This is a genomic window from Klebsiella sp. CB_Kp196, assembly GCF_040061575.1.
GTDB lineage: Bacteria > Pseudomonadota > Gammaproteobacteria > Enterobacterales > Enterobacteriaceae > Klebsiella > Klebsiella michiganensis.
In genome coordinates this window covers 1-14572 of the sequence record NZ_JBEAFH010000012.1, presented here as the reverse complement: position 1 = coordinate 14572, position 14572 = coordinate 1, and the positions used below count along the sequence as shown (strand labels likewise).

General features: G+C 57.5%; 14 protein-coding genes. 7 read left to right on the top strand and 7 right to left on the bottom strand.

What is annotated here, in order from left to right:
* Window positions 1–227: 227 nt before the first annotated feature.
* Window positions 228–875 carry an L-fuculose-phosphate aldolase gene (gene fucA / locus ABLU87_RS04390; RefSeq protein WP_004853673.1) on the bottom strand — a complete coding sequence of 216 codons (648 nt, stop codon included), beginning with the start codon at window positions 873–875 and terminating at the stop codon, window positions 228–230.
* 560 nt (window positions 876–1435) lie between these two features.
* Here fucA and fucP point away from each other — a divergent pair.
* The 5 genes from fucP (at window position 1436) to fucR (ending at window position 7267) form a co-directional block, all read left to right on the top strand.
* Window positions 1436–2746, top strand: a complete 1311-nt coding sequence (fucP, locus tag ABLU87_RS04385; protein WP_348866084.1) for an L-fucose:H+ symporter permease — start codon at window positions 1436–1438, stop codon at window positions 2744–2746.
* 31 nt (window positions 2747–2777) lie between these two features.
* A complete protein-coding gene (fucI, locus tag ABLU87_RS04380; protein ID WP_025108016.1) occupies window positions 2778–4553 on the top strand; it encodes an L-fucose isomerase in 1776 nt (591 codons plus the stop codon).
* Between the two features lie 103 nt (window positions 4554–4656).
* Window positions 4657–6075, top strand: a complete 1419-nt coding sequence (gene fucK, locus ABLU87_RS04375; protein WP_122116680.1) for an L-fuculokinase — start codon at window positions 4657–4659, stop codon at window positions 6073–6075.
* A 1-nt stretch (window position 6076) separates the two neighbouring features.
* The gene (gene fucU / locus ABLU87_RS04370) at window positions 6077–6499 is read left to right on the top strand and encodes an L-fucose mutarotase (protein WP_014839391.1); all 423 of its coding nucleotides are present in this window, start codon (window positions 6077–6079) and stop codon (window positions 6497–6499) included.
* Window positions 6500–6556: 57 nt separating this feature from the next.
* Complete coding sequence (fucR, locus tag ABLU87_RS04365) at window positions 6557–7267, top strand: L-fucose operon activator (protein WP_025108018.1); 711 nt, start codon at window positions 6557–6559, stop codon at window positions 7265–7267.
* 55 nt (window positions 7268–7322) lie between these two features.
* Here the strand turns inward: fucR and rlmM are convergent, their stop codons facing one another.
* The 4 genes from rlmM to ABLU87_RS04345 form a co-directional block, all read right to left on the bottom strand.
* On the bottom strand, window positions 7323–8423 hold the full coding sequence (rlmM, locus tag ABLU87_RS04360; protein WP_014226619.1) for a 23S rRNA (cytidine(2498)-2'-O)-methyltransferase RlmM: 1101 nt from the start codon (window positions 8421–8423) through the stop codon (window positions 7323–7325).
* Window positions 8416–8811 (bottom strand): DUF423 domain-containing protein, encoded by a 396-nt coding sequence (locus ABLU87_RS04355; protein WP_004853688.1) that lies wholly within the window; start codon window positions 8809–8811, stop codon window positions 8416–8418. Before ABLU87_RS04355 ends, rlmM begins: the two co-directional genes overlap by 8 nt.
* Window positions 8812–8830: 19 nt before the next feature.
* A complete protein-coding gene (gcvA, locus tag ABLU87_RS04350) occupies window positions 8831–9748 on the bottom strand; it encodes a glycine cleavage system transcriptional regulator GcvA (RefSeq protein WP_004114967.1) in 918 nt (305 codons plus the stop codon).
* Window positions 9749–10101: 353 nt separating this feature from the next.
* On the bottom strand, window positions 10102–10326 hold the full coding sequence (locus tag ABLU87_RS04345) for a YgdI/YgdR family lipoprotein (RefSeq protein WP_014226620.1): 225 nt from the start codon (window positions 10324–10326) through the stop codon (window positions 10102–10104).
* A 198-nt stretch (window positions 10327–10524) separates the two neighbouring features.
* Here ABLU87_RS04345 and csdA point away from each other — a divergent pair, with 198 nt between their 5' ends.
* Together csdA and csdE are read left to right on the top strand one after the other, a co-directional pair.
* Window positions 10525–11730 carry a cysteine desulfurase CsdA gene (gene csdA, locus ABLU87_RS04340; protein WP_109240821.1) on the top strand — a complete coding sequence of 402 codons (1206 nt, stop codon included), beginning with the start codon at window positions 10525–10527 and terminating at the stop codon, window positions 11728–11730.
* Window positions 11730–12167, top strand: coding sequence for a cysteine desulfurase sulfur acceptor subunit CsdE (gene csdE, locus ABLU87_RS04335; protein ID WP_014226622.1), 438 nt, complete (start codon window positions 11730–11732; stop codon window positions 12165–12167). The genes csdA and csdE overlap by 1 nt, the downstream gene beginning before the upstream one ends.
* Before the next feature lie 122 nt (window positions 12168–12289).
* On the opposite strand, the gene tcdA is transcribed toward csdE, so the two are convergent.
* Both tcdA and mltA read right to left on the bottom strand, forming a co-directional pair.
* The gene (gene tcdA, locus ABLU87_RS04330) at window positions 12290–13099 is read right to left on the bottom strand and encodes a tRNA cyclic N6-threonylcarbamoyladenosine(37) synthase TcdA (protein WP_009651598.1); all 810 of its coding nucleotides are present in this window, start codon (window positions 13097–13099) and stop codon (window positions 12290–12292) included.
* A gap of 114 nt (window positions 13100–13213) precedes the next feature.
* The gene (gene mltA / locus ABLU87_RS04325) at window positions 13214–14311 is read right to left on the bottom strand and encodes a murein transglycosylase A (protein WP_004124438.1); all 1098 of its coding nucleotides are present in this window, start codon (window positions 14309–14311) and stop codon (window positions 13214–13216) included.
* Window positions 14312–14572 lie beyond the last annotated feature (261 nt).

Genomic DNA, 14572 nt, shown 5'->3' with positions numbered 1-14572 from the left:
CGGTGAGCGCATTCCCCGGGTCGCGGCTTACGCCTTACCCGGGCTACCGCAGACGACGGTGAGCCCGTAGCCCGGGCAAGGCGCGTCAAACGCCGCCCCCGGGAGCAAAGCACAGAGGGACAGCCCGTAGTCCGGCTAAGCGCAGCGCAAGCCGGGGAATAACAGCGCCGGGGTATCAGCCCAGCACATCTCCCGGAAGCAGCCTACAGAAGCCTTCGCTTACGGCATCACTCTTCGATACGCAATCCGTAGGTTTTGAATTTCTCCAGCACGATAGCAATGGCCTCGTCGCCAAGAACCGGCACCGGGTCGGTGATGGCCAGAGTGCTGAGATAAAGCTGCGCCAGCACCTCAACTTCATGCGCCAGCCACAGGGCCTTCTCCAGATTCTCTTCACAAGCGATCAGGCCATGGTGCTGCAGCAGCGTCGCTTTGCGGTTTTTCAGCGCCACGGCCACATGCTCAGACAGCTCGCGGGTTCCAAACGTGGCGTAGGGCGCACAGGGGATAGAGTTACCGCCCGCCGCCGCAATCATATAGTGAATGGCGGGAATGGGACGATTGAGGATCGACACCGCCGTAGAGTGAACCGCATGATTATGTACCACCGCGTGAGCATCAGGCCGCGTCTGATAAGCCGCCATATGAAAACGCCACTCGCTGGACGGCAGTTTGCCCTGTTCATGCTGACCTTCGGCATCGATATACACAATGTGCGCTTCCGTCAGCTTTTCGTAAGGAATACCCGTTGGCGTGATCAGCATCCCCCCTTGATAACGCACGCTCACGTTACCGGCGGTTCCCTGATTTAACCCCAGGCGGGTCATTTCCAGGCAGGTATCAATAATCTGCCGGGCCAGTCTATTTCGTTCCATTCTTTACCTCTCTTTATGATGCGCAATGCGACAACAGACGGCTCGCCGGAGATGACGCTCCGACGCTGTTGAATAGCTCAAATAATTACTCACCATCATCATCCCGAATAAGCAGAAAGGAATTTACATCCGCCGGTTCTGTGATTCCTCTCACTTATTTCAGTATAAAAACAACCGTTCATTGATTTTTGCTTTCTGAAAAATGCCCGTTCTTACTAATAGATTTAAAAACGGGCATTTTACTGATAGTTTTAACAACTGCCCGTTTTCCACATAATAAAATAAATCGGTCATCGACCCTGTGGGTTTTACAATTAACTTTCTCAAACGGTCATGTTTTTCTGATTATTAAGGTGATGATAATCACATAAAACCACCGAGTGGATACGAAGTGTGACCGCTATCATATTAAAAGGCTTTTTTAATTTGAAAATGAATTCATGAGTTCACTCCGTGATGTTTATTTCACTGTTGATGTCGTCACAAGAGCTCGCCTGATTTTTGCGGTCTGGTGGGCATAAGCCGGCTGCTGAACACGCTTCTGAACCAATGAGGATGCTATGGGAAACACAACAATACAAACGCAGAGTTTTCGTGCGGTAGAGACAGGGCAAAGCAAGCGCTACATTATTCCCTTCGCCCTACTGTGCTCGCTGTTTTTTCTTTGGGCGGTCGCAAATAATCTCAACGATATTTTATTACCACAATTTCAACAAGCCTTTACCTTAACCAACTTCCAGGCTGGACTGATTCAATCCGCCTTTTATTTCGGCTATTTTGTCATTCCCATTCCGGCCGGAATTTTGATGAAAAAGTTAAGTTATAAAGCCGGCATTATTACCGGACTGTTCTTATATGCTTTTGGCACCGCGCTATTCTGGCCCGCCGCTGAGGTTATGAATTACACCTTATTCCTGATTGGCCTGTTTATTATTGCTGCAGGCTTAGGGTGTTTAGAAACCGCGGCAAACCCGTTTGTTACCGTCTTAGGACCAGAAAGCGGCGGTCACTTCCGGCTTAATCTTGCCCAAACGTTTAACTCGTTTGGCGCCATTATTGCGGTGGTTTTTGGGCAAAATCTCATTTTGTCTAATGTGCCGCATCAATCGCAGGATGTGCTCGATAAAATGGCTCCGGAGCAGCTTAGCGCCTATAAACACAGCCTGGTGCTCTCGGTGCAAACCCCGTATATGATCATCGTCGCGGTTGTCTTACTGGTCGCTCTGTTGATTATGTTGACCAAATTTCCGGCCCTGCAGAGCGACGACCATAGTGACGCCAACCAGAGTTCCTTCTCCGCTTCCCTTGCTCGCCTGGTCCGCGTTCGCCACTGGCGCTGGGCGGTGCTGGCGCAGTTCTGCTACGTCGGCGCGCAAACCGCCTGCTGGAGCTATCTGATTCGCTACGCTATCGAAGAGATCCCCGGCATGACGCCCGGTTTCGCCGCCAACTATCTGACCGGCACGATGGTGTGCTTCTTTATCGGCCGCTTCTCCGGTACCTGGCTCATCAGCCGCTTCGCGCCGCATAAAGTGCTGGCAGCCTATGCCCTGCTCTCCATGATCCTGTGCCTGATTTCCGCTTTCACCGGCGGCCACGTGGGTCTGCTGGCCCTGACGCTGTGCAGCGCCTTTATGTCGATTCAGTATCCGACCATCTTCTCGCTGGGCATCAAAAACCTCGGGCAGGACACCAAATACGGCTCCTCTTTTATCGTCATGACCATTATTGGCGGCGGGATTGTCACCCCGGTGATGGGCTTTGTCAGCGACGCCGCCGGCAACATCCCCACCGCGGAGCTGGTCCCGGCGCTGTGCTTTGCCGTCATCTTCATCTTTGCCCGTTTCCGTTCGCAAACGGCAGCTAACTAAATATTTATCCGAATAACGTGAGGAATCTGGAATGAAAAAAATCAGCTTACCGAAAATTGGCATCCGCCCGGTGATTGATGGACGCCGCATGGGGGTGCGCGAGTCGCTGGAAGAGCAAACCATGAATATGGCGAAAGCCACCGCCGCGCTGATCGCGGAAAAACTGCGTCACGCCTGCGGCGCGCAGATTGAGTGCGTCATCGCCGACAGCTGCATTGCGGGCATGGCGGAATCCGCCGCCTGCGAGGAGAAATTCAGCAGCCAGAACGTCGGCGTCACCATTACCGTGACTCCGTGCTGGTGCTACGGCAGCGAAACTATCGATATGGACCCGCTGCGGCCAAAAGCCATCTGGGGCTTTAACGGCACCGAGCGCCCCGGCGCGGTTTACCTTGCGGCAGCGCTGGCGGCCCACAGTCAGAAGGGTATTCCGGCGTTCTCCATTTATGGTCACGACGTGCAGGACGCCGACGACACCTCTATTCCGCCGGATGTCGAAGAAAAACTGCTGCGCTTTGCCCGCGCCGGCTTAGCGGTGGCCAGCATGAAGGGCAAAAGCTATCTTTCCGTTGGCGGCGTGTCGATGGGGATCGCCGGTTCTATCGTCGATCACAACTTCTTCGAGTCCTGGCTCGGTATGAAAGTGCAGGCGGTGGACATGACCGAGCTGCGCCGCCGTATCGACCAGAAAATCTATGATGAAAGCGAGCTGGAAATGGCGCTGGCGTGGGCGGATAAAAACTTCCGCTACGGCGAAGACCAGAACGCGCAGCAGTATAAGCGCAACGCCGAACAGAGCCGCGCGGTGCTGAAAGAGAGCCTGCTGATGGCGATGTGCATCCGCGACATGATGCAGGGCAACAAGAAGCTGGCGGAAAAAGGGCTGGTCGAAGAGTCGCTGGGCTACAACGCCATCGCTGCGGGCTTCCAGGGCCAGCGCCACTGGACCGATCAATACCCTAACGGCGATACCGCCGAAGCGCTGCTCAATAGCTCGTTCGACTGGAACGGCGTACGCGAACCCTTCGTCGTCGCCACGGAAAACGACAGCCTCAACGGCGTGGCGATGCTGATGGGCCACCAGCTGACCGGCACCGCCCAGGTGTTTGCCGACGTGCGCACCTACTGGTCGCCGGACGCGGTTAAACGCGTCACCGGCCAACCGCTCACCGGACTGGCGGAACACGGCATTATCCACTTGATCAACTCCGGTTCAGCGGCGCTGGACGGCGCCTGCAAACAGCGCGATGCGGAAGGCAAGCCAACCATGAAGCCGCACTGGGAAATCAGCCAGCAGGAGGCCGACGCCTGCCTCGCGGCCACCGAATGGTGCCCGGCGATTCATGAATATTTCCGCGGTGGTGGCTTCTCCTCCCGCTTCCTGACCGAAGGCGGCGTGCCGTTCACCATGACCCGCGTAAATATCATCAAAGGCCTCGGCCCGGTACTGCAGATTGCCGAAGGTTGGAGCGTAGAGCTACCGAAAGCGATGCATGACCAGCTGGATGCCCGCACCAACTCCACCTGGCCCACCACCTGGTTTGCGCCGCGCCTGACCGGTAAAGGCCCGTTCTCCGACGTCTACTCGGTGATGGCGAACTGGGGCGCTAACCACGGCGTGCTGACCATCGGCCACGTTGGCGCCGACTTTATCACCCTGGCGTCGATGCTGCGGATCCCGGTGTGCATGCATAACGTAGAAGAGGCGAAAATCTACCGCCCCTCCAGCTGGTCTGCGCACGGGATGGATAGCGAAGGCCAGGATTACCGCGCCTGCCAGAACTACGGCCCGCTGTATAAACGTTAAAAATGCCTGATGGCGCTGCGCTTATCCGGCCTACGGATGATACCGTTCCCGTAGGCCGGATAAGGCGTTTACGCCGCCATCCGGCAACGTCTCGGGAGAGATTATGAAGAATGAAGTCATCCTGGTCCTCGACTGCGGCGCCACTAACGTACGGGCGATTGCCGTTGACCGCCAGGGGAATATTATCGCCCGCGCCGCAACGGCCAACGCCAGCGATATCGCCGTGGAGAACAGCGCCTGGCACCAGTGGTCGCTGGAGGCGATCCTGCAACGCTTCGCCGAATGCTGTCGGCAAATTGCCGACCCGCTCTCATCCTGCACGGTTCGCGGCATCACGGTCACCACCTTCGGCGTCGACGGCGCGCTGGTGGATAAACAGGGCAAGCTGATCTATCCGGTCATCAGCTGGAAATGTCCGCGTACCGCGGCGGTGATGGACAATATCGGCCGCTTTATGCCCGCGCAGCAGCTCCAGCAGATCTCCGGCGTCGGCGCATTTGGTTTCAACACCCTGTATAAGCTGATATGGCTGAAAGAGAACCACCCGCAGCTGCTGGAGCAGGCCCACGCCTGGCTGTTCATCTCCTCGCTTCTCAACCAGCGTCTGACCGGGGAATTCACGACCGATATCACCATGGCGGGCACCAGCCAGATGCTGGATATCCACCAGCGGGATTTCAGCGCGCAGATTCTGCAGGCCACGGGGCTGCCGCGCCGCCTGTTTCCCCGGCTCGTTGAAGCGGGCCAGCAGATTGGCACGCTGCGGAGCGATGCCGCGAAAATGCTGGGTTTAGCCGTCGGCATTCCGGTTATCTCCGCCGGGCACGACACCCAGTTCGCGCTGTTTGGCGCGGGCGCGGAGCAGGATGAACCGGTGCTGTCGTCCGGCACCTGGGAAATTCTGATGGTGCGCAGCGCCCAGGTAGACACGTCGCTGCTCAGCCACTATGCGGGCTCCACCTGCGAGCTGGATTGTCAGCCGGGACGCTATAACCCCGGCATGCAGTGGCTGGCCTCCGGCGTGCTGGAATGGATACGCCAGCTGCTGTGGACGCCTGAGACGCCGTGGCAAACGTTGATTGAAGAGGCCCGGGCCCTCCCCCGCGGCGCTCAGAAGGTGAAGATGCAGTGCGACCTGCTATCCAGCCCAACCGCAGGCTGGCAGGGCATAACGCTGAATACCACCCGCGGTCATTTCTACCTCGCCGCGCTGGAAGGATTAGCCGAACAGCTGGCGCACAATCTGCAAACGCTGCAGCAAATCGGCCACTTCAAAGCCCGCGAGCTGCTGCTGGTCGGCGGCGGCAGCCGCAACGCGCTGTGGAATCAGATCAAAGCCAACAGGCTGGAGATCCCCATTAAAGTACTCGATGACGCCGAAACCACCGTCGCCGGCGCCGCCATGCTTGGCTGGTATGGCGTCGGTGAATTCAGCAGCCCGGAGCAGGCCAGAGCGCAGGTGAGCTACCGGTATCGTTACTTTTACCCGCAAACCGAACCCGAACTGATTGAGGGAGTATGAGATGCTAAAAACGATTTCCCCGTTGATTTCCCCGGACCTCCTCAAAGTGCTGGCGGAAATGGGGCATGGCGATGAGATTATTTTTTCCGATGCCCACTTCCCGGCCCACAGCATGGGCCCACAGGTCATTCGCGCCGACGGCCTTCGGGTGAGCGACCTGCTGCAGGCGATTATTCCGCTGTTTGAGTTAGACAGCTACGCTCCGCCGCTGGTGATGATGGCCGCCGTGGAAGGCGACGTCCTCGACCCTCAGGTAGAAACGCGCTATCGCGAGGCGCTTTCCGGCCCCGCGCCCTGCCCGGAGATCGCCCGCATCGACCGCTTTGCTTTCTACGAGCGGGCGCAAAAAGCCTTTGCGATCGTTATCACAGGTGAGCGCGCTAAGTACGGGAATATTCTTTTAAAAAAAGGAGTAACGCCGTAATCTCATGCCGGAGCGCCCGTCTGATGCGGGCGCTCAGCGAACGCCAGGGTGAGAAAAATGAAAGCGGCACGACAGCAAGCGATACTAGACCTGCTCATTAACCATAACAGCCTGACCACCGAAGCCTTATCGCTACAGCTTAACGTCAGCAGAGAAACCATCCGCCGCGATCTCAGCGAGCTCCAGTCCCAGGGGAAAGTGCTGCGTAACCACGGTCGGGCAAAAGTCATTCACCGGCAAAGCCGTGACAGCGGCGACCCTTTTCATATCCGTCTGAAAAGCCACTACGCGCACAAAGCGGACATCGCCCGCGAGGCGCTTGCGTGGATAGAAGAGGGGATGGTTATCGCCCTTGATGCCAGTTCCACCTGCTGGTATCTGGCCCGCCAGCTGCCGGATATCAACCTTCACGTCTTTACCAACAGCCAGCCGATTTGCCAGGAGCTCAGCAAGCGAGAGAATATTCAGCTCACCTGCTCCGGGGGTACGCTCCAGCGAAAATACGGCTGCTACGTCAGCGCGTCGCTTATCTCACAGCTCAAAGCGCTGGAGATCGACCTGTTCATTTTTTCCTGCGAGGGCATCGACAGCGACGGCGCGCTCTGGGACTCAAATACGGTGAACGCCGAGTTCAAATCGCTGCTGCTTAAGCGAGCGTCGCAATCGTTATTGTTGATTGATAAGAGCAAATTTAATCGTTCAGGGGAGGCGCGGATCGGCCATCTGGATGATGTAACGCATATTGTTTCGGACGTGTCGCAGTCGTAACGGCTATTGCAGCGCCGGATAGCGGCTTAACACCCTATCCGGCCTACAGATCAAACTAGCGTTCGTCGCGACGTCCGCCGACGGCAGCCCACAGGCGACGAACGTGAACCGTCACCTCTTCGCGATCGTGATACAGCTGGCGCGCCTGGATTTGCGCGTTGATACCGTGCTCATCCAGCTGCTCCTGGATATAGGCCAGATTGCGCGACAGCTCTTCGTAGCGTTTTTTCATCGGCAGCTTCAGGTTAAAGATGGTTTCCCGGCACCAGCCGTTCACCAGCCACTGCGCCATCAGCGCCGCCACTTTCGCCGGTTTCTCCACCATATCGCACACCATCCACGAAATGTTGTTGCGCGTCGGGCGATACTTGAAGCCATCTTCACGCAGCCAGGTCACCTGGCCGGTATCCATCAGGCTTTGCGCCATCGGACCGTTATCCACCGAGGAGACCCACATATTGCGTTTCACCAACTGATAGGTCCAGCCGCCGGGACAGGCGCCGAGATCCACCGCGTACATACCGTTCGCCAGACGCTCGTCCCACTCATCCGCCGGAATAAAGACGTGAAACGCCTCTTCCAGCTTAAGGGTCGAACGGCTCGGCGCATCGGACGGGAACTTGAGGCGAGGAATGCCCATATAGAACGGCGAGTTGTTGTTAGACAACGAGTAACCGGTATAGCAGCAGCCGGGGGCGATAAAGAACACGTGGACCACCGGACGCTTTGGCGTTTCATAGTTGGTCAGCACGCCCGCTTCGCGCAGCGCCGCGCGCAGCGGTACCGTAAACTTGCGGCAGAACTTCATCAGCTCTTTGCTTTCGTTGGTATCGGCGACCTCTACGCGCAGCTCGCCGCCCTTCTCCACCACGCCCTGCAGCATACCGACGATCGGGGAAATTCGGTCTTCCGGCGGCAGGTCGCGCAGCAGTTCGCCAACCACAAACATCTGGCGGGCAAACACCAGCGAGCTGAACGGCAGTTCGCGCACCAGCTTTTCGCCATCTTCGGCCTGGTAGCACTCAAAAATCACATAGCCGGAGTCGTCTTTAACCCGGGCAAAACCAAACACCTCAAGGCGCGAGGCCTTATCGGTAATTTCTGCTGCGCACTCTTTCTCAAACCCAGGGCGACAATAGAGGACAACTTTATTCATGAACAACGCCCTTACGTTTCAGACGAATTGCACCAATTAACATTAATATCCAACCGGCGAGGAAGCAGACGCCCCCAACCGGCGTAACGAACGCCCACAGGCGTAAATGCGAGAGCGCCAGACAGTAGAGGCTGCCGCTAAAAAGAACGGTACCGAGCGCCATAAAGACGCTGCTCCAGTAAAACCAGATGCTGATGCGGCGCTGCATCGCCACCGCCAGGCCAAAAATAGCCAGCGTATGGAAAGCCTGATACTGCAGGCCGGTGTGGATCCAGCCCATTTCCGCAACGCCCATCGTTTTACTTAAAACGTGCGCGCCAAACGCGCCCAAAGCCACAAAGATAAAACCGCTTATCGCGGCGAATATCAGCATAAAACGGCTGGTCATGTGTTTACCCTACGATGATTTATTGTTCATAACGAAAGCGAAATTTTTCTTGTTCATTAGCCGCTTTTGCCAGAATCCACTGGCGGAAGGCGGCTATTTTACCCAGTTCTGCCTGACTGTCATGACAAACGAGATAAAACGCATTCTTACTGACCAGAACATCATTAAACGGGCAGACCAAACGGCCCGCCTCAATCTCGGACTGCGCCATCACATTGTTGGCCAGCGCGACCCCCTGTCCATGGATTGCCGCCTGCAGCACCATTGCGCTGTGGCTAAATATCGGTCCCTGTTGAACATTAATATGGTTTAGACCTAACTGGCGGGTATAAGTTTGCCAGTCGCGGCGGGAAGCATCGTGCAACAGGGTATGTTGCGCCAGATCGGCAGGCGTTTTCAACGCTTTATCGCCGGTGAGCAACAGCGGTGAGCACACCGGGAGCAGATATTCGGCGTACAGCTTTTCCACCCGCAGCCCCGGCCAGTTGCCGCGGCCGTAAAAAATCGCCACGTCGACATCGTCGGCCAGCTTATCCTCCTGACGGTCCACGGCCTGGATCCTGACGTCGATTCCCGGATAAGCTGAGTTAAAGCTTGTGAGCCTTGGCACCAGCCACTGAATGGCAAAACTGGGGAGCATACTGACGGTTAGGGCCCCTTTTGCGCTTCGGGCCTGAAGCTTGCGGGTCGCTTCGGTGAGCTGCGAAAAAATCTCTTTGATATCCTGAAAATAGCTCTGCCCCTCCTCCGTCAAAAGAAGAGAACGATTGCGTCGACGGAACAGCTTGAGGCCGAGGAAATCCTCCAGGGACTTGATTTGGTGGCTGACTGCGGCCTGCGTCACAAAAAGCTCATCGGCGGCGCGAGTGAAGCTAAGATGGCGGGCGGCTGCATCAAAAACACGTAATGCATTCAGAGGTGGCAAACGCTTGGACATAGTTATTCTGGCTTAGATGTTAAGGCAATTTAACAAACAGGAAACAATAGTTAACCTATTAGTTTTTTTTATCTGAGCTATTATAATTTGTCCGTTGAGCTTCTACCAGCAAATACCTATAGTGGCGGCACTTCCTGAGCCGGAACGAAGAGCTTTTTTTGGAATGCGTGTTCCAACAAGCTTTTGGCTTACGGTTGTGATGTTGTGTTGTTGTGTTTGCAATTGGTCCGGGTTTGCGGACCATGGTAGCTCAGCTACCCCTTTTCACTTCCTGTACATTTACCCTGTCTGTCCATAGTGATTTAATGTAGCACCGCACTGCGCGGTGCTTTTTTTTGCCTGCTATACCGAAATCACTTATCCAGCTCGCCCAGCTGTTTTACGTCAGAACGGTTAATCTGCTGCTTGTTACCCCAGGCATCTTTGTACGAAATCATGCCAGTATCATTATCCGTTTGCGGTTTGCCGTCGGTCACGATGGTGCGCCCATCGTTGGTATGCATCACGTAGTTGGAGGAGCAGGCGCTCAGGCCAAAGGTCAGCACACAGGCAGAAATAATTGCGGCAGTCTTATTCATTTTCATCTTTCTCTCCTTTCGACTATTTATACTGTTTATGATTCGTTCTGTACCAGGTTAAAACGCAAACCCAACACTATTCAGCATAACTATCTTTTACCCACCCGAAGCCATATTCAGAAAATTCCAGTCGTTAGCAGAAACCTTGTATCACCCGCCGATTTGCGCGACGATCCTGATATCGATACGAGGAATCTCATGAACGCATTCAACCCCGTCCAATTTCGCGCCCAGTTCCCGGCGCTGGCCGACGCCGGCGTCTATCTTGATAGCGCCGCGACAACCCTCAAACCGCTGGCGGTCATTGAGGCCAGCGACCAGTTCTATCGCCTTAGCGCCGGTAACGTCCACCGCAGCCAGTTCGCCACCGCCCGTCAGCTAACCGAACGCTATGAAAACGCGCGCGAACGGGTGGCGACGCTGCTCAACGCCCCTTCCGGCCAGGATATCGTCTGGACGCGCGGCACCACCGAAGCCATTAATATGGTGGCGCAGAGCTACGTGCGCCCGCGCCTGAAACCCGGCGATGAGATTATCGTCAGCGAAGCAGAGCATCACGCCAACCTGGTGCCGTGGTTAATGGTTGCCGGGCAAACCGGCGCGCGGGTGGTGAAGCTGCCGCTGGCGGGCAACCGCCTGCCGGACGTGGCGGCGCTTGGCGCGCTTATCACGCCGCGCAGCCGGGTGCTGGCGATTGGCCAGATGTCCAACGTCACCGGCGGCTGTCCGGATCTGGCGCTGGCAATACGCCAGGCCCGCGCTGCCGGGATGGTGGTGATGGTCGACGGCGCGCAGGGGGCGGTGCATTTCCCGGCGGACGTCCGGGCGCTGGATATCGACTTTTATGCTTTTTCAGGCCATAAGCTCTACGGGCCGACCGGCATCGGCGCGCTGTATGGCAAAAGCGAACGGCTGGCGGAGATGTCGCCGTGGCTCGGCGGCGGAAAAATGATTACCGAAGTCACCTTCGATGGCTTCAAAACCCAGCCCGCCCCCTGGCGCTTCGAGGCGGGAACGCCCAATATCGCCGGGGTGATCGGCCTGAGCGCGGCGCTGGAGTGGCTGGAGGAGACGGACATCGCGCAGGCGGAAAACTGGAGCCGCGGCCTGGCGACGCTGGCGGAAGACGAGCTGGCGAAACGTCCGGGCTTCCGCTCCTTCCGCTGCCAGGACGCCAGCCTGCTGGCGTTTGATTTTGACGGCGTTCACCATAGCGATATGGTGACGCTGCTGGCGGAGTCGGGGATCGCGCTGCGCGCCGGTCAGCACTGCGCCCAGCCGCTGCTGGCGGCGCTTGGCGTCAGCGGCACGCTACGGGCCTCCTTCGCGCCTTATAACACGCAAGACGATGTCTACGCGCTGGTGCACGCCGTGGACCGCGCTCTGGAAATACTGGTGGATTAATGACGACTTCTCACCCTTTTGGTACCCGCATCACCGAGGCATCTCTACGGCAGACCTTTACCCCGCTCAGCCAGTGGGAAGATAAATACCGCCAGCTGATTTTACTGGGTAAGCAGCTTCCCGCGCTGCCGGACGACCTGAAAGCGCGAGCCAAAGAGATTGCCGGTTGTGAAAACCGCGTCTGGCTGGGGCACGTCGTTGACGCCGAGGGCAAGCTGCATTTCTTCGGCGATAGCGAAGGCCGCATCGTGCGCGGCATGCTGGCGGTGCTGTTGACCGCCATAGAAGGCAAAAGCGCCGCTGAGCTGCTGGCGCAGGATCCGCTGGCGCTATTTGATGCGCTGGGGCTGCGCGGCCAGCTGAGCGCCTCGCGCAGTCAGGGGCTCAGCGCCCTGAGCGAAGCGGTGCTCGCCGCCGCCCGCGAGGTTGAGGTTTAAGCTTATCCCGGGGGCGGCGCTTGACGCGCCTTGCCCGGGCTACGGGTTCATGCGGTTTTGTCGCCCGGACAGGTGCGCAGTTTTGTAGCCCGGGTAAGGCGCCTGCGCCGCGACCCGGGAATTTACGCCGTCTGCCGCTCCGCCTTCGCCAGCATTTTCTTCAGCGCGTGGGAGACGGCGACAAAACCAAAGGTCGCGGTCACCATCGTCGCGGCGCCAAAGCCGGATGCGCAATCCATTCGCTTCGGCCCCTCAGCGGTGCTTTTCATCGCACAAACGCTGCCGTCCGCCTGCGGATAAACCAGCGCTTCGGTGGAAAACACGCAATCCACGCCGAGCTTACCTTTGCTGTTCTTCACCACCCCAAACTGGCTCTTCAAACGCTCACGCAGCTTTGCCGCCAGCGGATCCTGGATGGTTTTCGCCAGATCGGCGACCTGAATTTGCGTCGGATCGATTTGCCCGCCCGCGCCGCCGGTGGTCACCAGCGGAACCTTATGGCGACGACAGTAAGCGATTAGCGCCGCTTTCGGGCGCACGCTGTCGATGGCGTCAATCACGTAGCTAAAGCCAACGCCAAGATACTCGGCGACGTTTTCCGGGGTGACAAAATCGTCCACCACCGTGACCCGGCACTCGGGGTTGATCAGGCGAATACGTTCCGCCATCACCTCGGCTTTCGCCAGGCCAACGTTGCCGCCAAGGGCGTGGATCTGGCGATTGGTGTTGGTCACGCAGACATCATCCATATCGATCAGGGTAATCGCGCCAATTCCGGTTCTCGCCAGCGCTTCCGCCGCCCATGAGCCTACGCCGCCGATGCCGACCACGCAGACGTGCGCGTCGGCAAAACATTGCAGCGCCTTTTCACCATATAAACGCGCCGTGCCGCCAAAACGCTGGCGCCAGGCATCGCTGATTACAACAGACATAAAACCTCAGAATTAGTGGACATTCCCGGGTCGCGGCGCAAGCGCCTTACCCGGGTGACAAAATCAGCCGTAGCCCCGGTAAGCGCAGCGCGACCGGGGAAGAGAACCGGCGTACTAGCCGCTAAAGACGTTGCCCGCGCCCGGGGCGTTTTTCAGCACCCATACGCGGCCGTAGTGGTTATACCAGCCGGCACGATGCCCGGCATCCGGGCCAATGCCCTGGTAAATATCGAAGTGCTGGCCTTTAATCGCCCCGCCAACATCGAGAGCCACCATTAAACGCAGCTCGTACTGGCCGTTAAACTTGCCGTTATTATCCAGCAGCGGCACCTCCGCCAGCAGCGTGGTGCCGGCAGGAACAATGGAACGGTCGGAAGCCACCGATGCGCGGCCGATCAGCGGCACCGCGCTGGCGCCTTTCACTGGCGCAAAAGACTGCGGTTTAAAGAAGACGAACGACGGGTTCTGCTCCAGCAGCTCGCGCACTTCCGCCTCGCTGTGTTTTTCGCCCCATTCGCGGATCGCCTGCATCGACATATCTTCGCGCTTCACTTCGCCGCGGTCGATCAGCACTTTACCGATGCTGTAGTACGGCCAGCCGTTTTTCCCGGCATAGCTGAAGAAGTTCAGCGGCGAGCCGTCGCCAAAGTCAATGTAACCGCTGCCCTGCACGTCCATGATGAAGTTATCCATCAGCGAGTTGCTGTAGGCCAGAATGTAGTTGTCGCTCAGAGCCCCGGCGTAGATGCTGGCGCGGGACGGCAGCTTGCCGCGCTTCGGCGGCATCCGGTAAATCGGGTACTGGAACTCGCCCTGGCGAGTATGGCGCGCCTGCACCACCGGCGTGTAGTAGCCGGTAAACTGGACGTTACCGTAGTTATCCGTCCCCTGCATCTGCCAGGCGTCGATACCAAACTGGCTCAGCGTGCGGGTGTCGCCGCCGGAACGCAGCCACTCCTGAATCGCATTGTAGACGTTGCTCTGGCTGGTGTAGAGGCGCGGAGAGGCGCTACGAATCTGTCTCACCTGCTCGGAGAAATCGCCGGCGTTGATCGGCGAGCCGACCGCATCAGGCTGGTTAACCAGTGAAAACGGCTGGGTGAGTTTACCTTCATTATACTGCTGACCGCGATCGGTCGGTTTTGAGGAACAGGCGGCCAGCATTGCCAGCATTGCGCCTGTTACTGCGTATTTTGCCCAACGTCCTTTCATGGTATCTCTTCTTTATGCTGCTAAGCCCGGGTGCGTGATGAAGATAACAAACCCCCAGGGCTAATGAAATGCGCTTAGGCACCGCAAAGGCAGTTTTGCGCAAAAAATAGGCTGGAAGTGATTCTATATGCACCATTTTTTACAAAATTGATGATTTCTGCCAAAAAGGGTTGCATCAAAACGTTAGCGGAGTATAGTGCGCTTCCACGGACGCGGGGTGGAGCAGCCTGGTAGCTCGTCGGGCTCATAACCCGAAGGTCG